The sequence below is a fragment of the Acidovorax sp. FG60 genome (genome assembly GCF_057808995.1).
In genome coordinates this window covers 270,116-289,770 of the sequence record NZ_JBMDJC010000002.1, presented here as the reverse complement: position 1 = coordinate 289,770, position 19,655 = coordinate 270,116, and the positions used below count along the sequence as shown (strand labels likewise).

Annotated in this window: 18 protein-coding genes; 14 read left to right on the top strand and 4 right to left on the bottom strand. The window is 65.2% G+C overall.

Translation table 11 applies throughout. The features are described from left to right. Window positions 1-28: 28 nt before the first annotated feature. Window positions 29-1,234: a phospholipase gene (locus tag ACODS0_RS04100; RefSeq protein WP_488833007.1), complete on the top strand. Its 1,206-nt coding sequence runs from the start codon at window positions 29-31 to the stop codon at window positions 1,232-1,234. 3 nt (window positions 1,235-1,237) lie between these two features. Here the strand turns inward: ACODS0_RS04100 and ACODS0_RS04095 are convergent, their stop codons facing one another. Next, window positions 1,238-4,072: a bifunctional diguanylate cyclase/phosphodiesterase gene (locus ACODS0_RS04095; protein ID WP_488833265.1), complete on the bottom strand. Its 2,835-nt coding sequence runs from the start codon at window positions 4,070-4,072 to the stop codon at window positions 1,238-1,240. Between the two features lie 270 nt (window positions 4,073-4,342). Then, on the bottom strand, window positions 4,343-5,479 hold the full coding sequence (locus ACODS0_RS04090; protein ID WP_488833006.1) for an iron-containing alcohol dehydrogenase: 1,137 nt from the start codon (window positions 5,477-5,479) through the stop codon (window positions 4,343-4,345). 97 nt (window positions 5,480-5,576) lie between these two features. Here ACODS0_RS04090 and ACODS0_RS04085 point away from each other — a divergent pair, with 97 nt between their 5' ends. The 3 genes from ACODS0_RS04085 (at window position 5,577) to ACODS0_RS04075 (ending at window position 8,336) form a co-directional block, all read left to right on the top strand. Next, complete coding sequence (locus tag ACODS0_RS04085) at window positions 5,577-6,446, top strand: 2-keto-4-pentenoate hydratase (RefSeq protein ID WP_436129125.1); 870 nt, start codon at window positions 5,577-5,579, stop codon at window positions 6,444-6,446. A 104-nt stretch (window positions 6,447-6,550) separates the two neighbouring features. After that, a complete protein-coding gene (locus ACODS0_RS04080) occupies window positions 6,551-7,471 on the top strand; it encodes an alpha/beta hydrolase (RefSeq protein WP_488833261.1) in 921 nt (306 codons plus the stop codon). Between the two features lie 7 nt (window positions 7,472-7,478). After that, window positions 7,479-8,336 carry a YbgC/FadM family acyl-CoA thioesterase gene (locus tag ACODS0_RS04075; RefSeq protein ID WP_488833004.1) on the top strand — a complete coding sequence of 286 codons (858 nt, stop codon included), beginning with the start codon at window positions 7,479-7,481 and terminating at the stop codon, window positions 8,334-8,336. A gap of 65 nt (window positions 8,337-8,401) precedes the next feature. Here the strand turns inward: ACODS0_RS04075 and ygfZ are convergent, their stop codons facing one another. Beyond that, window positions 8,402-9,310, bottom strand: coding sequence for a CAF17-like 4Fe-4S cluster assembly/insertion protein YgfZ (gene ygfZ, locus ACODS0_RS04070; protein WP_488833002.1), 909 nt, complete (start codon window positions 9,308-9,310; stop codon window positions 8,402-8,404). Window positions 9,311-9,355: 45 nt separating this feature from the next. On the opposite strand from ygfZ, the gene mltG reads away from it, so the two are divergent. The 6 genes from mltG to ACODS0_RS04040 all read left to right on the top strand — a co-directional run bounded on the left by mltG (window position 9,356) and on the right by ACODS0_RS04040 (window position 14,056). After that, entirely contained in the window at window positions 9,356-10,342 is a 987-nt protein-coding gene (gene mltG / locus ACODS0_RS04065) for an endolytic transglycosylase MltG (RefSeq protein WP_488832999.1), read from the top strand. Window positions 10,343-10,362: 20 nt separating this feature from the next. Next, the gene (tmk, locus tag ACODS0_RS04060; RefSeq protein WP_488832998.1) at window positions 10,363-11,040 is read left to right on the top strand and encodes a dTMP kinase; all 678 of its coding nucleotides are present in this window, start codon (window positions 10,363-10,365) and stop codon (window positions 11,038-11,040) included. Next, window positions 11,037-12,047, top strand: a complete 1,011-nt coding sequence (locus ACODS0_RS04055) for a DNA polymerase III subunit delta' (RefSeq protein ID WP_488832995.1) — start codon at window positions 11,037-11,039, stop codon at window positions 12,045-12,047. The genes tmk and ACODS0_RS04055 overlap by 4 nt, the downstream gene beginning before the upstream one ends. A gap of 17 nt (window positions 12,048-12,064) precedes the next feature. Further along, window positions 12,065-12,424 carry a PilZ domain-containing protein gene (locus tag ACODS0_RS04050; protein ID WP_010465538.1) on the top strand — a complete coding sequence of 120 codons (360 nt, stop codon included), beginning with the start codon at window positions 12,065-12,067 and terminating at the stop codon, window positions 12,422-12,424. A gap of 154 nt (window positions 12,425-12,578) precedes the next feature. Continuing rightward, window positions 12,579-13,385, top strand: coding sequence for a TatD family hydrolase (locus ACODS0_RS04045; protein ID WP_055393963.1), 807 nt, complete (start codon window positions 12,579-12,581; stop codon window positions 13,383-13,385). Then, window positions 13,382-14,056 carry an ankyrin repeat domain-containing protein gene (locus ACODS0_RS04040; protein ID WP_055393961.1) on the top strand — a complete coding sequence of 225 codons (675 nt, stop codon included), beginning with the start codon at window positions 13,382-13,384 and terminating at the stop codon, window positions 14,054-14,056. Before ACODS0_RS04045 ends, ACODS0_RS04040 begins: the two co-directional genes overlap by 4 nt. A 64-nt stretch (window positions 14,057-14,120) precedes the next feature. Here ACODS0_RS04040 and msbA read toward each other — a convergent pair whose 3' ends face one another. Next, complete coding sequence (gene msbA / locus ACODS0_RS04035; RefSeq protein ID WP_488832990.1) at window positions 14,121-15,926, bottom strand: lipid A export permease/ATP-binding protein MsbA; 1,806 nt, start codon at window positions 15,924-15,926, stop codon at window positions 14,121-14,123. Between the two features lie 187 nt (window positions 15,927-16,113). Between msbA and tolB the strand changes: the two genes are divergently transcribed. From tolB to ACODS0_RS04015, 4 genes are read left to right on the top strand one after another with little or no spacing between them, the layout of a single operon-like run. Beyond that, window positions 16,114-17,433, top strand: coding sequence for a Tol-Pal system beta propeller repeat protein TolB (gene tolB, locus ACODS0_RS04030; protein WP_121506180.1), 1,320 nt, complete (start codon window positions 16,114-16,116; stop codon window positions 17,431-17,433). A 44-nt stretch (window positions 17,434-17,477) separates the two neighbouring features. Further along, complete coding sequence (gene pal / locus ACODS0_RS04025) at window positions 17,478-18,017, top strand: peptidoglycan-associated lipoprotein Pal (RefSeq protein WP_055393955.1); 540 nt, start codon at window positions 17,478-17,480, stop codon at window positions 18,015-18,017. Further along, window positions 18,017-18,808: a tol-pal system protein YbgF gene (gene ybgF / locus ACODS0_RS04020; protein WP_488832985.1), complete on the top strand. Its 792-nt coding sequence runs from the start codon at window positions 18,017-18,019 to the stop codon at window positions 18,806-18,808. Before pal ends, ybgF begins: the two co-directional genes overlap by 1 nt. Continuing rightward, window positions 18,808-19,632 carry a tRNA threonylcarbamoyladenosine dehydratase gene (locus ACODS0_RS04015; RefSeq protein ID WP_488832983.1) on the top strand — a complete coding sequence of 275 codons (825 nt, stop codon included), beginning with the start codon at window positions 18,808-18,810 and terminating at the stop codon, window positions 19,630-19,632. The genes ybgF and ACODS0_RS04015 overlap by 1 nt, the downstream gene beginning before the upstream one ends. Window positions 19,633-19,655 lie beyond the last annotated feature (23 nt).

Below are 19,655 nucleotides of genomic sequence, written 5' to 3'. Positions count from 1 at the left end.
GCCTTGCGGCTTTGCGAAAATGCCGCCCATGAAAGCCCTGCGCATCCATGCCGGCCCCCGCGCCCGCCAACGCCTTGAAAACCACGGGCTGCAGCCCGGCGATGTGGGCGTGATCCCTGCGGCGGCAGGGGGCCCCAAGGGCCTGATCCTGGGTCCGCTGGACCGTTTTATCTTTGGGGAGTGGCTGCCCCAGTCCAGCCAGCCGGTGCATCTGGTGGGCGCCTCGATCGGCGCCTGGCGCATGGCCACGGCCTGCCTGCAGCAATCGGTGGCGGCTTTCGAGCGGCTGGAGCACGACTACATCCACCAGCACTACGACCTGCCGCCGGGCAAGAAGCGCCCCACGGCCGCGCATGTGAGCGAGCGGTTTGGGCAGAACCTGCAGGCGTTCTATGGTGGGCGCATCGACGAGGTGCTGAGCCACCCGCGCTACCGCCTGCACATCGTCACCTCGCGCGGGCGGCACCTGCTAGGGCGCGAGCACCGCGTGGCCACGCCGCTGGGCTATCTGGGCGCGTTTCTGACGAACACGGTGCACCGCAAGGCGATGGGGGCGTGGCTGGAGCGGGTGGTGTTCTCCTCGTCCGATGCAGCCACGGCCGATGGTGTTGGTGTGAGCGTTGGTGCTGCGTGCGCTGCATTGCCGTTTGGCACCTCGGACTACCGCACGCGGCAGGTGCTGCTGCACGGCGGCAACTTCATGCCAGCGCTGCAAGCCAGCTGCTCGATCCCGTTTGTGCTGCAGGCCGTGCACAACATTCCGGGTGCGCCCCGTGGAGCGTATTGGGACGGGGGCATCACCGACTACCACCTGCACCTCGCCTACGGTCAGCAATCGCAGAACGCTATTGAATTAATAGCTGGCAGCGCTTATCCAACAAGCGCTGGCGGCCAAAAACCCCCAGATTCTGGCCCGACTGCCTCGCCCGGCCTGGTGCTGTACCCGCATTTCCAGCACCAGGTGGTGCCCGGCTGGCTGGACAAGGGACTCAAGTGGCGCCACCGTTCCACCCCGGCGCTGGACAACATGGTGGTGCTGTCGCCCAGCCCCGACTGGGTGCGCTCCTTGCCCAACGCCAAGCTGCCCGACCGCAACGATTTCACCCACTACGGCACCGACAGCGCCGCGCGCGCCAAGGCCTGGCTTGCGGCTACGCGGGCCAGCCAGCAGCTGGTGGACGAGTGGCAGGCGTGGCTGGTGCGGCCCGACATGAACGCAGTGCAACCGCTGTAGTGCTCAGGTTGAGGCAGGCCGCCGCGCCGCCTCCTGCACCGCCCGGGCCGCATGGCGAGCAGCGTGCTCCCGGGCCCAGGTCAGCACCTCGTGCGCAGGCATGGGCCGTGCAATGCCAAAGCCCTGGGCGCGCTCGCAGCCCAGCTCCAGCAGCTTGGCGCATTGCTCGGCGGTTTCTACGCCCTCGGCCACCACATGCCGGTGGAAGGCGGCGGCCAACGCGACGATGGCGCTCACGAGCGTGAGGTCGTCGCCGTCTTCCAGAATGCCGCGCACGAACGACTGGTCGATCTTGATGGTTTCGGCGGGCAGGCGCTTCAGGTAAGACAGCGAGGAGAAGCCGGTGCCGAAGTCGTCCAGCGCAAAACGCACGCCCAGAGCCTGGCAGCTTTGCATCATGTGGCGCATGTACTGCATGTCTTGCAGGGCCGCAGATTCGAGGATTTCCAGCTCCAGGCGGGTGGGCGACACCTCGGGGCAGGTGTGCAGGATGTCCTTGAGCCGCTCCACAAAATTGGCCCGGTGAAAGTGGGGCGCGGAGATGTTCACGCTCACCTCCCACAGCATGCCGGCGTCCGTCCACTGCCGCATCTGTGCCAGGGCCTGGCGCAGCACCCATTCACCCACTTCCACCTCCAGCTCGGCATCCTCGATCAGGGGCAGCACATGCTGCGGGCCCAGCAGGCCTTGCTCGGGGTGTTGCCAGCGCAGCAGGGCCTCCAGCCCCAGGATTTCGCCGGTGCGCAGGTTCACCTTGGGCTGGTAGTGCAGCACCAGCTCGCCCGCGTGCAGCGCCTGGGCCACGCGGGTCTGGCGGGTGTGCCGGGTCTGCACGGCGTGGTCCAGCTGCACGTCGAACACATGCATCTGGTTGCGGCCGAAGCCCTTGGCCTGGCACATGGCCTGGTCGGCGTGGCGCAGCAGGGTGTCGGGGTTGGCGTCGTCTTGCGGAAACACGGCCACGCCCACACTCACGGTGGTGTGCAGCACGCGGTCGTCGATGGCGTAGGGGGCGGCCAGCTGCTGCATGAGCACGTCCACACGCGCCTCGATGGCGGGTATGTCGGGCAGTTCGCCCAGCAGCAGCACAAACTCATCGCCCCCCATGCGCGCCACGGCGTCCTGCGGCGTGATGAAGGCGCCCAGGCGCCGCGCGGTTTCCTTGAGCAGGCGGTCGCCCACGCGGTTTCCGTGGGCGTCGTTCACGGTCTGGAAATGGTCCAGGTCGAGCATGCACACCGCCAGCAGCAGCCCTTTTTGCCGCGCCACGAAGATGGCATGGGTCAGCCGCTCGGCCAGGGCGGCGCGGTTGTACAACCCGGTGAGCGGATCGTGCCGTGCGTGCCATGAAATCTGGTGGCGCAGGTTGCGGGTTTCGGTCACGTCGCGGAACACCAGCACGCAGCCTGCGGCCGTGCCATCGCCCTGGCGGATCGCTGACGCGGTGTACTCGATGGCGTAGCGTTCGCCCGAGCGGTGGATCAGCACCTCGTGCGTGACCGGCTGCAGCGCGCCGGGCACGGTGTCCCGCTCGGCCGCAGAACTGGCGTTGCGGCTGGCAAGCTCTTCATACAGGCGAAACACGTCGTCCAGCTGCCGCCCCAGCGCCTGGTCGGCGGTGAAGCCGGTCATGAGCTGTGCAGCCTCGTTGATGGTTTCGATGCAGCCCGAGGGGTCGGTGGTGATCACCCCGTCGCCGATGGAGGCGAGCGTGACCTCGGCGCGTTCCTTCTCGGCGCGCAGGGCCTCCTGGGCGCGTTTGCGTTCGGTCACATCCACCAGGGTGCCAATGGTGCCGGCCAGCGTGCCCCGGGTGGTGGTGAATGGGGCCTCGTAGTAGGCCATGTCCCTTGGGGGCTGGTGGTTGGCCGGGTGCACGCGGATCTCGTTGTCCTGCGCCTGGGCGATCTGGGTGGAGCGCTCGGGCGACAGCTCCTGGGGATACGCGGGTGGCGAGGCCTGAGCGCTGCCAGCACCGGCAGGGGCATGAAAAAGCCGCTGCCAGGCGCAGTTGACTTCCAGGGTGACACCCTTCGCATCCCGCACGAACACCGGCAGGGGCAGGGCGTCGATCAGCTGGCGTGTGAAGTGCAGTTGTTCGCTTTGCTGCTGCTGGGTTTCGCGCAGCGACAGCACCAGCGACTGGACCTTGCCCGCCATGTCATTGAAGGTGGCCGCCATGGCGCGCGATTCGAGCGTGCCCGTCACCTCCATGCGCGTGTCCAGGCGGCCCTGGCGGAACGCATCGGTGGCTTCCGCCAGGCGGCGCAGCATGCGGGCATTGGCCCGCAGCAGCAGGGTGAGCAGCAGCAGGATGGTGAAAATGTTGAGGGCCGAGATGCGCAACTGCACCACCACCGTGCTCCAGACCTGGCCGACGAGGGGGGCCGCCTGCAGCGTCACCGTCAGGCGCCCGGAGGCCCCGCCGCTGGACAACGCCTGGCTGAACTGCTGCGAGGGCGGTGCAATGTTGACCCATTGGGCAAACCAGTCTGGCGCGGTGGCGGGCAGGCGGGGCGCCCTGGCTTCGGTGGCGGGCTCGTTGTCCACCTGCCATTTCAGCGAATGGATGCCCGGCCCGAAGCTGGCAATCCCTTCGCTGAGCAGCGTGGCCTGGGCCTGGCGGTCCGAGGCTAGCAGGGCCGCCAGCGACGGCAGCAGCGCATCCCCAGCACGGCGCAGTTCGGTGGCGGCATGGCGGCGCACCTCGTCGGTTTCTGTGGCCACCAGGTAGTGGTAGCGCACCGTGCTGACCAGCACGATGATCAGCACGATAGGCACATACAGCCGGGGATAGGTGCCCCGCAGGAGCCAGGTGCTGAGATTTCCGGTGCGCATCGACAGTGGCCCTCCCCCCAGGGCCTGATCAAAGTCTCCGGGCAGCGCCAGAACGACATTGAACTGGCTCTCCACCAGGGTAATGAATTGTTAATTAATTGTTGACGAGTCGGAGTCTAGCGCGTAGTGAATCGCGTGAGATGGGTTTGGACAGCGCAATCCCGCAGGAGCGGCCACGGCAGGAAGGCTTCTATGTGCGTTGGAGGCGGCGGCACGCCAGGTGCTGTGGCGCCGCCGCAGGGAGATCACCAATACGCTTTGGGCAGGCCCTTACAGCGACTGCGCCAGCATGTCGCGGTATTCCTCGGGCGTGGCAATGCGCGGGTTGGTCTTGTGGCAGTGGTCGGCCATCGCGCCCTTGATGATGTCGTCGAACATCGCCTCGTTCACGCCCATGGCGGCCAGGCCGGTGGGCAGGCCCAGGCGGGCGTTCATGTCGCGGATGGCTTCGGGAATATCGCCTGCGCTTGCCAGGCCCATGGCGTGGGCCATACGTTCCAGGCGCTTTTCCTTCTGCACCGATTCCGCCTGCGCATTGAAGCGCACCACGGCGGGCAGGAACATGGCGTTGAGCGTGCCGTGGTGCAGGCGCGGGTTCACGCCGCCCAGGCTGTGGCTGAGCGAATGCACCGCGCCCAGGCCCTTCTGGAAGGCCATGGCGCCCTGCATGCTGGCGCTCATCATGTGCAGGCGCGCGTCGCGGTCGCTGCCGTTTTGGGTGGCTTGCTCGATGTTCGCCCAGCCGCGTGTGAGGCCATCCAGCGCGATGCCGTCAGCGGGCGGGTTGAACGCGGCGGACATGAAGGTTTCCATGCAGTGTGCAATCGCATCCATGCCCGTAGCGGCAGTGAGCATGGGGGGCAGGCCCAGCGTGAGTTCGGGGTCGCAGATGGCCGTCTTGGGCACCAGGTTCCACGAGTGAAAGCCAAGCTTGCGGTGGTCGTCCACGATGATGATGGCGCCGCGTGCCACCTCGCTGCCCGTGCCGCTGGTGGTGGGCACGGCAATCAGCGGCGCAGCGCGGTCGGTGATGCGCGGGGAGCCGCCTTCGATGGTGGCGTAGTGGGTGAGGGGGCCTTCGTGCGTGGCGGCAATCGCGATGCCCTTGGCGCAGTCGATGGCCGAGCCGCCACCCACGGCAATCAGGCCGTCGCAGCCTTGCGCCTTGTACATCTCTACTGCAGCGCGCACGGCGGCTTCGGTGGGGTTGGACGGGGTCTGGTCAAACACGGCCACCGTCATATCTGGCAGCGCATCGAGCGCCTTTTGCAGCACGCCTGCGGCCTTCACGCCAGGGTCTGTCACGATCAGAGGGCGGGTGATGCCCACACGCTCGCACTCTTGTTTCAGCAGCTTGACGGCGCCGAATTCAAACTGGATCTGGGTGACGTAGTAGATGAAAGCCATGGTGCAACAGAATGTGTGAATGGGAGTGCCAGCGATTACGATAGCTCGCCAGCCCTTGAAACGAGTTCTGAGCTCACTTTATAAGGAGGAGACACGCGTGAAAACGAAGCAAACCCTGATGGCGGCCCTGGTAGCCGTCGCATCTGTGACAAGCGCCCAGGCCCAGTGCCTGACCGATGCGCAGGCCGCCGACCTGGTGGCCAACTATGTGGCCAAGACCCCGGCCGCCAACCCCGAGAACCTCACTGACGCCGACGGCGCCTGTACACGCGGCAAGGTCAACGCATTGCTGGCACAGCGCATGGGCAAGGTGATTGGCTACAAGGCGGGCCTGACCAACCCCGCTGTGCAAAAGCGCTTCAACACCGACAAACCCGTTTGGGGCAAGCTCTACGAAGGCATGGTGCTGCCCAGTGGCGCCACGGTGGATGCGGCCTTCGGTGCCCGCCCACTGTACGAGGCCGACATGCTGGTGCGCGTGAAAAGCGCCGCCATCAACCAGGCCAAGACCCCCATGGACGTGCTGGATGCCGTGGACCAGATCATCCCGTTCATGGAATTGCCCGACCTGATGGTGCAGGCGCCGCCCAAGCTCAATGGCGCAGGCGTGACGGCCATCAACGTGGGCGCGCGCCTGGGCGTGGCGGGTACACCCATTGCTGTGCCAGCCTATCGCGGCGAGCGTTTTGCCATGCTGAAGGCGCTGGCCGACATGAACGTGTCGCTGACCGATGGCGCGGGCGCGCGCCTGGGCGGTGGCAAGGGCAGCGACATCCTGGAGCATCCGCTCAATGCCGTGGTGTGGCTGGCGGGCGCGTTGGCGCAAGAAGGCCTGGCCATGCAGCCGGGCGATCTGATCAGCCTGGGCTCATTCTCGCCCCTGCTGCCACCCAAGGCCGGTTTGTCGGTGACGGCCACCTACGATGGCCTGCCCGGCGCCGCACCGGTGCGCGTGACCTTCAAGTAAGCCACCGATGAGCGGCCCGCCGCCGTGCGGGCCGTTTTGTTTTTTTGCCGAGACCCCAACCGTTGACCGACCTGCACATCCACCACACCCGTCTCACCCCCCAGATGCGCAGCGTTCTCGAACGCATGGCCCGCGCGGGGCACCCACCGCTGCACACGCGCACGCCGCAGGAGGCACGCATCGCTTACCAGGCGGGCGCGGATGTGCTGGAGGTGCCCAAGGCCGCACTGGCGCGGGTGGAGGACCTGCAGATCCCGGCCCGCGACGGCGCCATGCTGCCCGCACGGCTGTACGCGCCCAGCACCGACAAGGGCTTGCCCGTGCTGCTGTACACGCACGGCGGCGGCTTCACCATTGGCAACATCGCCACGCACGACATTCTGTGCCGCGAGCTGGCACGCCTGGCCGGTTGTTTGGTGGTGTCGCTGGACTACCGGCTGGCGCCGGAGCACCGCTTTCCCACGGCCAGCAACGATGCCTGGGATGCCTTGCAGTGGCTTGTGGCCAACGCCAGGGGCCTGGGTGCAGACCCCCAGCGGCTGGCCGTGGGCGGCGACAGTGCAGGCGGTACGCTGGCCGCCGTCAACGCCATCCTGGCGCGGGATGCGGGCCTGCCACTGGCGCTGCAACTGCTGATCTACCCCGGCTGTGCAGCGCACCAGGACACGCCTTCGCACACCACCTTCGCGCGCGGCCTGGTGCTGGAAGAGCCTGCCATCAGCTGGTTCTTCGGCAACTACGTGCAAAGCCGCGCCGAGCGCGAAGACTGGCGCTTTGCCCCGCTGCATGCGCCGGATGTCGATGGTGTGGCCCCCGCCTGGATCGGTCTGGCAGAGTGTGACCCGCTGGTGGACGAAGGCATAGCCTACGCCGACAAGCTGCGCCTGGCAGGCGTGCAAGTGGACCTGGACATCTACCGGGGCGTGACCCACGAATTCATCAAGATGGGCCGCGCCATCCCCGAGGCGCGCAAGGCCCATGCCGACGCAGCCCGTGCGCTGCGATTGGCCTTTGGACTGGAGTGAAGACAACATGCAACGCAACGAATTCCGCTGTTTCCACCGCCTGCGCGTGCGCTGGGCCGAGGTGGACATGCAAAAGATCGTGTTCAACGCGCACTACCTCATGTACATCGACACGGCCATGAGCGACTACTGGCGCGCGCTGGGTTTGCCTTACGAGGCGAGCATGCATGTACTGGGCGGTGAGATGTATGTGAAGAAGGCCACGGTGGAATACCACGCCTCTGCGCGGCTCGATGACACGCTGGACGTGGGCCTGCGCTGCGCGCGGATCGGCAACTCGTCGTGCCTGTTCACGGCGGGCATTTTCTGTGGCGACCGGTTGCTGATCTCGGCCGAACTGGTCTATGTGTTTGCCGACCCGGCCACGCAGACCTCGCGCCCGGTGCCACCCGCGCTGCGCGCCATCTTCGAGGGCTTTGAGGCCGGTGCCGACATGGCCGAGGTGCGCACGGGCGACTGGAACACCCTGGGCCGCGATGCAGGCCGTGTGCGCACGGAGGTGTTTGTGCACGAGCAGGGCATTCCCGCCGAAATCGAAGCCGATGTGCACGACATCTCGGCCCGCCATGCCGTGCTCTACAACCGGCTGGGAATGCCCATTGCTGCAGGCCGCTTGCTGCAGCAGTCACCGGGTGTGGGCCGCATCGGCCGCATGGCCGTGGACCGCTCGGTGCGTGGTGCGCAGTGGGGGCGGCAGTTGCTGGATGCGCTGGTCGCCGCCGCCCGCGCCCGGGGCGACACGGAGGTGCAATTGCACGCCCAGCGCAGCGCTGAGGGGTTTTACCGCCGCGCCAGTTTCTCCGTGGTAGGTGAGCCTTACGAAGAGGCTGGCATCGCGCACATTGCGATGGCGCAGCGGTTGTAGTTGATTTTGCTATTAATAAATGAGCTGCTTGCGCTTGATGGATAGGCGCTGGAGCCCATTTTTATTCAAATATCTTCGAGCAGCGCGTAGGGCAGCGGCAGCAGGGCCAACGCTACGCCGTCCGTGGCACCCACCTGAAGGCTGCCTTCCTGCGCGGCGCTGATCTGCAGCGACACGATGGTGTCGAATCCGCCGCTCGGCGCAGAAGCCACCTGCACCACGGTGCCGCAGGGCTGTTCCAGGTCTGCCGTGTTGAACACTTCGGCTCCCACTGCTACTTCGGCCGCCGCATGGGCGATGTAGGCCCGGCGCTTGAGCGTGCCCCGGAACTGGCTGCGCGCCACCACTTCCTGGCCGGGGTAGCAGCCCTTCTTGAAGTTCACGCCACCCAGGGATTCATAGTTCAGCATCTGGGGCACAAAGGCCTCGACCACGGGCGTGGTCAGGGTTGCCACGCCGCTCTTCACCTCGCTCCAAAGCCACAGCGCGGCGTCCAGCGCGGGGCCTGCGGGGGCCGGGTCAACGGCAGGGGCCACCCACAGGGCCCGGGGCTGGCCATCGGCGGGGTACAGGTGGACCACCGATGCGGTGCCGATATCGGCCTTGGTCCAGGCGGGCTGGCTGACGTCGGGCACGGTGTCTCCGGCCAGACCGTACAGGGCAAAGTCGTTGGTGGCGTCGGTCAGCTTGGCCTTTGCGCGCAATACAAACATCGACAGGCGCTTGAGCGTGGGGGGCAGCAGGTCGCGGCTGCACACCAGCAGCACCTCGGTAGCGCTGCGCTTGAAGCCGATGAAGCTGGCCTGCATGCGGCCCTTGGCCGACAAAAAGGCTGCGAGGCGGGCCTGGTCCATGCCGAGCAGGGCGAAATCCTGGGTGAGCTGGCCGTGCAGAAACTTGGCGGCGTCTTCGCCTTCCACGCGAATCACGCCCAGGTGGGACAGGGGGGCAATGCCGTTCAGGGGGTAAGTCATCGCTGAATTATGATGCCCTGTTTCATACACACAGACGGCAGGGTTGTGCGACGTTTACTGGCTTTGATCGCGTTGGTTTTGATCGCATCCGGTGGTGCGGCTTTTTGGTGGCTGCACCAGCCGCTGGTGACCGGCAGCGAGCCTCTGGAGTTGGCCATCGAGCCCGGCACCACACCCCGGGGCGTCGCCCGCGATGTGGTGGCTGCTGGCGCGCGCGTGGATGCCCGCATGCTCTACGCCTGGTTCCGCTTCTCGGGCCAGGACCGCGCTATCAAGGCCGGCAACTATGAAATCCCCCCTGGCACCACGCCCCGCAGCCTGCTGCAAAAGCTGGTGCGCGGCGAAGAGAGCCTGCGCGCCATCACCCTGGTCGAGGGCTGGAACTGGCGCCAGGTGCGCCAGGCGCTGGCCAAGGAAGATCAGCTCAAGCGCGACGTTGCCACGCTGACCGACGAAGCGCTGATGGCCCAGCTGGGCCGCCCCGGTGTGCCACCCGAGGGGCGCTTCTTTCCGGACACCTACACCTACGCCAAAGGCTCCAGCGACATCGCTGTGTTGCGCCGGGCGATGCATGCCATGGACCGCCGCCTCGAAGCCGCCTGGGCGCAGCGTGCGGCAGACACGCCCCTCAAGTCGGCCGAAGAGGCCCTGATTCTGGCCAGCGTTGTGGAGAAGGAAACGGGCAAGGCCAGCGACCGGGGCCAGATTGCGGGCGTGTTTGCGAACCGGTTGCGCGTGGGCATGCTGCTGCAGACCGACCCCACGGTGATCTACGGCCTGGGCGAGAAGTTTGATGGCAACCTGCGCCGCCGCGACCTGCAGACGGACACGCCCTGGAACACCTACACCCGCGCAGGCCTGCCGCCCACTCCGATTGCCATGCCCGGCAAGGCGTCGCTGCTGGCCGCCGTGCAGCCGGACGCCACGCGCGCCCTGTACTTTGTGGCCAAGGGCGATGGCGCCAGCCACTTCAGCACGTCGCTGGAGGAGCACAACCGTGCCGTCAACCGCTACCAACGCGGCCAGCAGTAGATTCTTCCACCAAGGTTTTCATGTCACGACCCGGTCTGTTCATCACCTTTGAAGGCATCGACGGTGCGGGCAAGTCCTCGCACATCGAGGGGCTGGCCACCGCCTTTCGGGCACAGGGCCGTGCCGTCACCGTCAGCCGCGAGCCGGGCGGCACGCCGCTGGCCGAAAAACTGCGCGAAATGGTCCTCAACGACCCGATGGATGCGCTCACCGAGTCGCTGCTGATTTTTGCGGCCCGCCGGGATCACCTGCGCAATGTGATCGAGCCCGCCCTGGCGCGGGGCGACGTGGTGCTGTGCGACCGCTTCACCGATGCCACCTTTGCCTACCAGGGCGCGGGGCGCGGCTTTGATCTTGGTGTGCTATTAATATTGGAGCGTCTTGCGCAGACTGGACTTGCGCCAGAGGCAGATTTGATGCGTGAACCCGATTTGACGGTGTGGTTTGACCTGGCGCCCGAGGTGGCGGCCGAACGCCTGGCCGGTGCGCGTGTGCCCGACCGCTTCGAGGCCCAGCCCGTCGAGTTCTTCCGCCGCGTGGCCCAGGGCTATGCCGACCGCGCCGCTGCAGCGCCGCAGCGCTTTGCGCGCCTGGACGCGGCCCAAGACCGCCACCGCGTGTGGCAGCAGCTCACCAGCGTGTTTGTGCGCAAGGGGTGGCTGGCGATCATGGTGGCGTCCCAGGGGGGGCCGCAATGAGCGAGGCCACAGTGGCATTGGCGCCGTGGATTGCCGCGCAGCGCACCAGCCTGCTGGCCCAGCGCGGCCACGCGTGGTTGTTGCAGGGGCCGTCGGGCCTGGGCCAGTACGCCTTGGGGTTGGAGCTGGTGCGGGCGTGGTTGTGCGATGCGCCCACAGAGCAGGGCGCGTGCGGCCAATGCAACAGTTGCCACGCCATCGACGTGCGCACCCACGCCGATCTGTGTGTGCTGATGCCCGAGGTGCAGATGATGGCGCTGGGCTGGCCCTTGTCGGAAAAGGCCCAGGCGGACATCGACGACAAGAAGCGCAAGCCCAGCCGCGAGATCCGCGTGGAAGCCATGCGCGATGCGGTGGAGTTCTCGCAGCGCACCTCGGCGCGCGGCAAAGGCAAGGCGGTGCTGGTGTACCCGGCCGAGCAGATGAACCACATCACGGCCAATGCCTTGCTCAAGACCCTGGAGGAGCCGCCGGGTGACGTGCGCTTTGTACTCGCCAGCGAGGCGGCGCACCAATTGCTGCCCACCATCCGCAGCCGCTGCCTGGGCCACACCATGGTCTGGCCCGCACAGGACCAGATGCTGCAGTGGCTGCAAGGGCAGGGCATCGCTGCGGATGCCGCTGTGTCTTTTTTGCGGGCCGCGGGCGGGCGGCCCGACGATGCGTTGGCACTGGCGCGCTCGGGCCGAAGTCCACAAGCCTGGTCGGCCTTGCCGCAGGCGGTGGCCAAGGGCGATGTGACTGCCTTGGGAGACTGGTCGCCCGCGCAGGTGATCGACGCACTGCAAAAACTCTGCCATGACCTGCTGGCGGCCAGCGTAGGCGGCGCGCCGCGCTACTTTGCACCCGCAGACCTGCCCAAGACGGTGCCGCCGTTGGGTGCTCTGACCCGCTGGTCGCGCGCACTGGCCAAGGCTGCACGCACGGCGGACCATCCTTTCAATGCTGGCCTCATGCTGGAGGCGCTTGTCGCCCAGGCGCGAAACACCCTACACTCCAAGCACTGAGCCGCACCCATCCATCCATGAGCAGTCCATCCACCGCCCCCCGCCCCAGCGTCATGCAGCTGGCCATCAAGGAAAAGGGGGCCCTGTACGCGGCCTACATTCCCTTTTTTGCCGAAGGGGGCATTTTTGTCCCTACCCAGCGGGACTACAAGCTGGGCGATGATGTCTATGTGCTGCTCACGCTGCCGGACGACACGCAGCGCTATCCGGTGGCCGGGCGCGTGGCATGGGTCACGCCAGCACGGGCTGCGGGCAACCGTACCCAGGGCGTGGGCATCCAGTTTCCCAAGGACGAAAAGTCGCGCCAGCTCAAGGCCAAGATTGAGGAGCTGCTGGGCACATCCCTGGGGTCCGACCGGCCCACCCAGACCATCTGAGTTTGGCGCCGCCACCGTGCCGACCTGCGCAGGCTGGTCGGCATTTTTTATGGGCGCCCACGACGAGGGCGCGGATGGCGTATCTTCACTCCAGAGCGCTGCGCCGCCTTTGACGGCCCGCGTTGCGCCCCAGAAACGACTAATTTGAAACCGCATGTTCACTGATTCGCACTGCCATCTCAATTTTCCGGAACTGGTGAGCCAGCTCCCCGCCATCCGCCAGGCCATGGCCGAGGCACAGGTCACCCGGGCTCTTTGCATCTGCACCACGCTGGAAGAATTCGACGGGGTACATGCCCTGGCCATGGCGCACGACAACTTCTGGAGCACGGTGGGGGTACACCCCGACAACGAAGGCATCGCCGAGCCGTCGGTGCAGGACCTGCTGGACCGTGCTGCCCTGCCGCGCGTAGTGGCCATTGGCGAAACGGGGCTCGACTACTACGGCATGGAAGACCGCAAGGGCGGGCGCAGCATTGCCGATCTGGAGTGGCAGCGCGACCGTTTTCGCAACCACATTCGCGCGGCCCGGGTGTGCGAAAAGCCCTTGGTCATCCATACGCGCAGCGCGTCGGACGACACCCTCGCCATCTTGCGCGAAGAGGGCGAGGACGGCCCCGGAAACCGTGCAGGCGGTGTCTTCCACTGCTTTACCGAATCGATGCAGGTGGCGCGTGCGGCGCTGGATCTGGGCTACTACATTTCTTTCTCGGGCATCGTGACCTTCAAGAGCGCCCAGGAGCTGCGCGACGTAGTGGCCTTTGTGCCGCTGGACCGCACGCTGATCGAAACCGACAGCCCCTATCTGGCGCCCGTGCCGTATCGCGGCAAGACCAACAACCCCTCGTATGTGCCCTATGTGGCCCGGCAGGTTGCCGAGACCAAGGGGCTGACGCTGGAGGAAGTGGCCGACGCCACCAGCCGCAACTTCGACATTCTGTTCAAGGGAGTGACCGCATGATTTGCCATCGCCGCAATGCGCTGGCCACCCTGGCGCTGGGGCTTGCCGCCCCCGGCATCTGGGCCGGAGCCTATGAGGATTTTTTTGTCGCCATCCTGCGTGATGACGATGCTGCCATTGCCGCGCTGTTGCGCAGGGGTTTTGATCCCAATACGCGCGACCCGAAAGGGCAGGTGGGCCTGACCATCGCTTTACAGAATGGGTCGTCCAAAGCGTTTGCAGCCTTGCTGGCATCCAGCCAGGTGAACGTGGAGGCCCGCAATGCGCAGGACGAAAGTCCCTTGATGATGGCGGCCCTCAAGGGCAATCTGGAAGCCGTCAAGGCGCTGCTGGCACGCGATGCGGATGTGAACAAGACAGGCTGGGCGCCCTTGCACTATGCGGCCTCTGCAGGTTCGCGCCAGCATGTGGCCATCATCGCGTTGCTGCTGGAAAACCATGCCTACATCGACGCCACATCACCCAACGGCACCACGCCCCTCATGATGGCGGCGCAATACGGTTCCAACGAGGCCGTTCAGCTGCTGCTGGATGAGGGCGCGGACCCCACGCTCAAGAACCAGCTGGGGCTCACGGCCGCCGACTTTGCCTTGCGGGTGAGTCGTACCGAATCCGCCGACAAAATCGCCGCAGCCATCCGCAAGCGCCAGCCCAACCGGGGCCGGTGGTAGACGTAGCGCTGGGATCGGCCGTTGTCGCGCGCCGGTTAGCGCGCAATAGCACGCAATAGCGTGTTCAGTGCAATGCGGCAGTTTCGCCTGAGACAGGCCGGGCCTGCAGGCGCGCGTACAGTCCGCCCATCGCCATCAGCTCAGCGTGGGTGCCTTGTTCGGCAATGCGCCCACGCTCCATGACGATGACCCGGTTGGCATGCTCGATGGTGGACAGGCGGTGCGCAATGACCAAGGTGGTACGTCCCTGCATCAGGCGCTGCAGGGCGTCCTGTACCAGCCGTTCGGATTCGGTGTCCAGCGCCGAGGTGGCTTCGTCCAGGATCAGGATGGGGGCGTCCTTGTACAGCGCCCTCGCAATTGCCAGCCGCTGGCGCTGCCCCCCCGACAACTGCGTGGCGTTGTGACCCACAACCGTATGCATGCCCTGGGGGAGTGCTGCCACGTGTTCGGCCAGGTTGGCGGCCGCCAGGCACGCCTGCACGCGTGCTTCATCCACCGCGTGTCCCAGTGCCACGTTGGCCGCAATGGTGTCGTTGAACATCACCACGTCCTGGCTCACCATGGCGAATTGCGAGCGCAGCGATCCGAGGTCCCACTCTGGCAAGGGGTTCCCGTCGACCAGGATTTCACCCGAAGCGGGCGTCACAAACCGTGGCAACAGGTTGACCAGCGTGGTCTTGCCTGCCCCGGAGGGGCCGACCAGTGCGACGATTTCGCCAGGCTCCACGCGCAAGCTGATGTGGTCCAGGGCAGGGGCGTGGTCAGGGCCAAATGACACCGTGACCTGCTTGAGTTCCAGCGCCCCCTGGGCGCGGTCCTTGCGGAACTGGCCGCCCACTTCGGCTCCGGTGTCTCCCAGCAGTGCCAGCCCCCGCTCCAGGGCGGCAACACCCCGCGTGATCGGGCTGGCGACATCGGCGAGGCGGCGTATGGGCGCAATAAGCATCAGCATGGCCGTGATGAATGACACGAAGCCGCCGACGGTGACATCCTTGGCGTCCACGGTGCCACGGCTCTGCCACAGGGCAATGCAGATCACTACGGAGAGCGCAGCAGCGGCGAGTAGCTGCGTCAGCGGCGTCATGGCTGCGGAGGCGATGGTGGACTTGATCGCCAGGCGTCGCAGGCTCTGGCTCAAGGCGGCGAAGCGCCCGGCCTGGCCAGGCTGCGCGCCATGCAGCCGGACCATGCGGTGGGCCAGCACGTTTTCTTCCACCACATAGGCGAGTTCGTCGGTGGCCTGCTGGCTGCTTTTGGTCAGGTGGTAAAGGCGCCGGGACAAGGTCTTCATGATCCAGGCCACGCCCGGCACGACCACGGCGACGATCAGCGTGAGCTGCCAGTTGAGGTACAGCAGGTACACCAGCAGCGCCACCAGTGTGAATCCGTCGCGCGACACCCCTAGCAGTGCCTGTACGAGCAGGGTTGCGCCGGTTTGCACCTCGTACACCACGGTGTTGGACAGCGTGCTGGCCGACTGGCGCGAGAACAGGCCCATCTCGGCAGCCAGCACCCTGTCAAACAGCGACTGGCGCAGCGTCAGCATGCCTTCGTTGGCAATGCGTGCCAGTGCGTACTGGCCGACGAACTGGGCAACGCCCCGCACAAAAAACACGCCCAGGATGGCCAGTGGCACCATCCACAGTTGGAGGGTGCCTTGCGTGAAGCCCCGGTCCAGCAGGGGCTGCAGCAATGCGGGAATCAGCGGCTCGGTGATCGCGCCGACGAGGGTGGCAACAACGGCAAGGCTCCAGGCCATTCGCTGGTTGCCAAAGTAGACAGACAGTCGGCGCAGGCGTGTGGCCAGGCTTGCAGCGGGCGGGGAGGGAGTGTTGGGAGGCGCGGCGCCCGTATCTGTGGCTTGCATGTGGCCCGGATTCTACGGTTGTGGGCGGTCAAGGTGCCGGTGAGATATTTCTGCGCAGCAGGTTGGGGGCTGCAAGAAATCGGTGCGAATAGGTTTGGAGGTCGCACGTTTTGTCACAGGGGTTTCCCCGCTGTGTGTAACATTCGGGTTTGCCTTTCGGCATTTGTTCGGCCACCGCTGGATGCCAATGACCACAGATCGAATCCCAACACACCCATCCCCTGCGGCCTTGCCGCATCCCTTGCGCCGCCACATGCTGGCTGCGCTGATCTCGACCCCCGCACTGCCCGCCCTCGCGCAATTTCGCGTTGAGGTCACGGGTGTTGGTTTGACCCAGTTGCCCATCGCAATTGCGCCGTTCCGGGGCGAGGCGCAGTCTCCCCAGAAAATATCGGCTATCGTTCAGGCCGACCTGGAGCGCAGCGGACAGTTCCGCGCGGTAGACGCCTCCGGCGCGGTGCTGGACGAAACCGCGCGCCCGGATGTCGCACTGTGGCGCCAGAAGAGTGCGGACTCCCTGGCTACTGGCAGTGTGACGCGCCTGGCAGATGGGCGTTTCGATGTGCGCTTTCGCCTTTGGGATGTGGTGAAGGGGCAGGACCTTGGTGGCCAAAGCTTTGTGGTCACCCAAGGCGATCTGCGCCTGGTGTCGCACCGCATTGCGGATTTCATCTATGAAAAGCTGACGGGCGAGCGCGGCATTTTCTCGACGCGTATCGCCTATGTCACCAAGACAGGCTCCCGGTACAGCCTGTGGGTGGCAGACGCTGACGGAGAGAATGCCCAATCGGCACTGTCGAGCCCGGAGCCCATCATTTCCCCTGCATGGTCGCCCAACGGGGGGCAACTGGCCTATGTGTCGTTTGAATCGCGCAAGCCGGTGGTCTATGTGCATGATGTGGCCTCCGGCCGCAGGCGTCTGATTGCCAATTTCCGGGGGTCCAACAGTGCCCCTGCCTGGGCTCCGGATGGTCGATCCCTCGCCGTGACGCTCAGCCGTGACGGGGGATCTCAGCTCTACACCATCGACGCCAACGGTGGCGAGCCGCGCCGCCTCATGCAAAGCGCTGGCATCGACACGGAGCCCATGTTCTCCGGTGACGGCCGCAGCATCTACTTTGTCAGCGACCGTGGTGGTGCGCCGCAGATCTACAAGGTCTCCACATCTGGCGGCAACGCGGAACGTGTGACGTTTACCGGCAGCTACAACATCTCCCCCAGCGTCAGCCCCGATGGCCGCTGGCTGGCCTACATCTCCCGTGTCGGTGGGGCTTTCAAACTGCACGTGATGGACCTGTCCTCGGGCACTGTGAATGCGGTCACCGACACAACGGCAGATGAGAACCCCAGCTTTGCCCCCAATAGCCGCCTTATCGTTTATGCCACCCAGCAGCAAGGGCGTGAAGCGCTCATGACCACCACGCTGGACGGCAAGATCAAGGCCCGGCTCGCGGGGCAGGCGGGCGATATCCGTGAGCCCGATTGGGGCCCGTTTCAAAAGCAATGAACTTATCAGCACTTTCAAGTATCAAGTTTTCAGGAGAATTTTGGATGATCAAACGTTTTACCCTTGCCCTTACCGTTGTCGCCCTCGTTGCCGGGTGCAGCTCTGGCGTGAAGCTGGACGATGTGCCGGTCGAAGACAAGAACGCCACGTCTACCATGGGTGGTAATACTGGCGCCAACTCTGGCAATACCGCGCAGAGCGGTGTTGCTGGTGTGGACCTCGGCCAGTCGGGCCGCGATGCTGCAGGCCCAGTGGGCGTGAGCCGTATCGTTTATTTTGATTACGACAGCTACGTAATCAAGCCCGAATTTCAGTCGCTGATCGAGGCGCACTCTCGTTTCATCAAGGCCGGCACCAATCGCAAGCTGATGATTGAAGGCCACACGGACGACCGAGGTGGTCGTGAGTACAACCTGGCGCTCGGTCAGAAGCGCGCCGAGGCAGTGCGCCGTTCGCTGGCTCTGCTCGGCGTGCAGGACAGCCAGATGGAAGCTGTGAGCTTTGGCAAGGAAAAACCAGCAGCCCAAGGCAATTCTGAAGACGCGCACGCCCAAAATCGCCGGGCTGAACTGTCCTATCGTTGATGCGCACGATTTCTTTGTCCTCCCCGCTCAAGGCGCTGGCGGCAGTGATGCTGTCCGTGGCCTTGCTGCCCACGGGCCATGCCGCAATTTTTGAGGATGGCGAGGCCCGCCGCGCCATTCTCGAAATGCGGCAGCGCGTGGATGGCATGCAGCTGTCTCAGCAACGGTCCGCAGAGGAAGTGCGCAGGCTCAGTGAAGAGAACGCCCAGCTGCGGCGCAGTCTGCTGGATCTGCAAGGTCAGATTGACACACTGCGCACGGAGCAGTCCACACTTCGCGGCCAGAACGAACAGCTGTTGCGCGATGCTGCCGATTTGCAGCGGCGCCAGAAAGACATCGCCCAGGGGGTAGACGAGCGCCTGCGTCAGTTTGAACCTGTGAAGGTGACCTTGGACGGCCAGGAGTTCCAGGCAGATCCTGCTGAGAAAAAGGACTTTGAAGCCGCACTGGCCGTGTTTCGTTCAGGCAAGTTTCCAGAAGCTGGGGCAGCATTTGCAGCCTTTGTGCGGCAGTATCCGCGCAGCGGTTTTGTACCGTCTGCGCGTTTCTGGCTTGGGAATGCCCAATACGCTACCCGGGACTACAAGGAAGCCATTGGTAATTTCAAGCTGATGCTGTCTGATGCCCCGGCTCATGCGCGCGCGCCAGAGGCGGCTTTGTCCATTGCCAACTGCCAGATTGAACTCAAAGACACACGAACTGCCCGCAAGACATTGGAAGACCTTGTACGCGCCTACCCGCAGTCCGAGGCAGCTGTGGCGGCCAAAGAGCGCCTTTCCCGATTGAAGTAATGGTCGGCGAAGCGCCTTTGCGAGCCGCCCCGGCAGGGGATGTTGAAGATGCAGCGCTGGAGCGTCGCTTTGGCGGACTGGAACGGCTGTACGGCGTACAAGGCGCTCGGCGTATCCGCCGGGCGCATGTGGTGGTGGTGGGTGTCGGGGGGGTGGGCTCGTGGGCCGCTGAAGCCTTGGCGCGCAGTGGGGTAGGGCAGATCACGTTGATTGACCTCGACCACGTGTCTGAGTCGAACATCAATCGCCAAATCCATGCGCTTACCGATACCGTCGGCCAGGCCAAGGTTCTTGCAATGCGCGATCGGATTGCGCAAATACACCCTCAGTGCAGCGTCCACTGCGTGGAGGAGTTCGTGGATGCAGACAATTGGCCTGGTTTGCTTCCGGAGTTCGTTGATGCGGTGATTGATGCGTGTGATCAGGTGCAAGCCAAGACGACCATCGCGGCCTGGGCCCGAGCCCAGAAGGCTCTGCATATCACGGTCGGGGCGGCTGGCGGTAAGCGCCATGCGCATAAAGTGGATGTGGATGATCTTGCTTTGACGACCCACGATCCTCTGCTGGCGCAACTGCGCTATCGCTTGCGCAAGCACCATCGGGCGGCCCGTGATGGCAAAAAAATCGGAGTGACCTGCGTCTTCAGCAGAGAAGCCGTGGCGCCTCCCGATGCGTCCTGCAATGTGGATGGCGATGGTTCTCTGAACTGCCATGGATACGGTTCGGTCGTTGCAGTGACGGCGACCTTTGGTCAGTGCGCTGCAGGGTGGGTATTGGACAAACTTGCCGCAACTTCCAAAAACACTGAAAAAACGACGCTATAATCCAAGGCTTTGCAGCAGTCAGT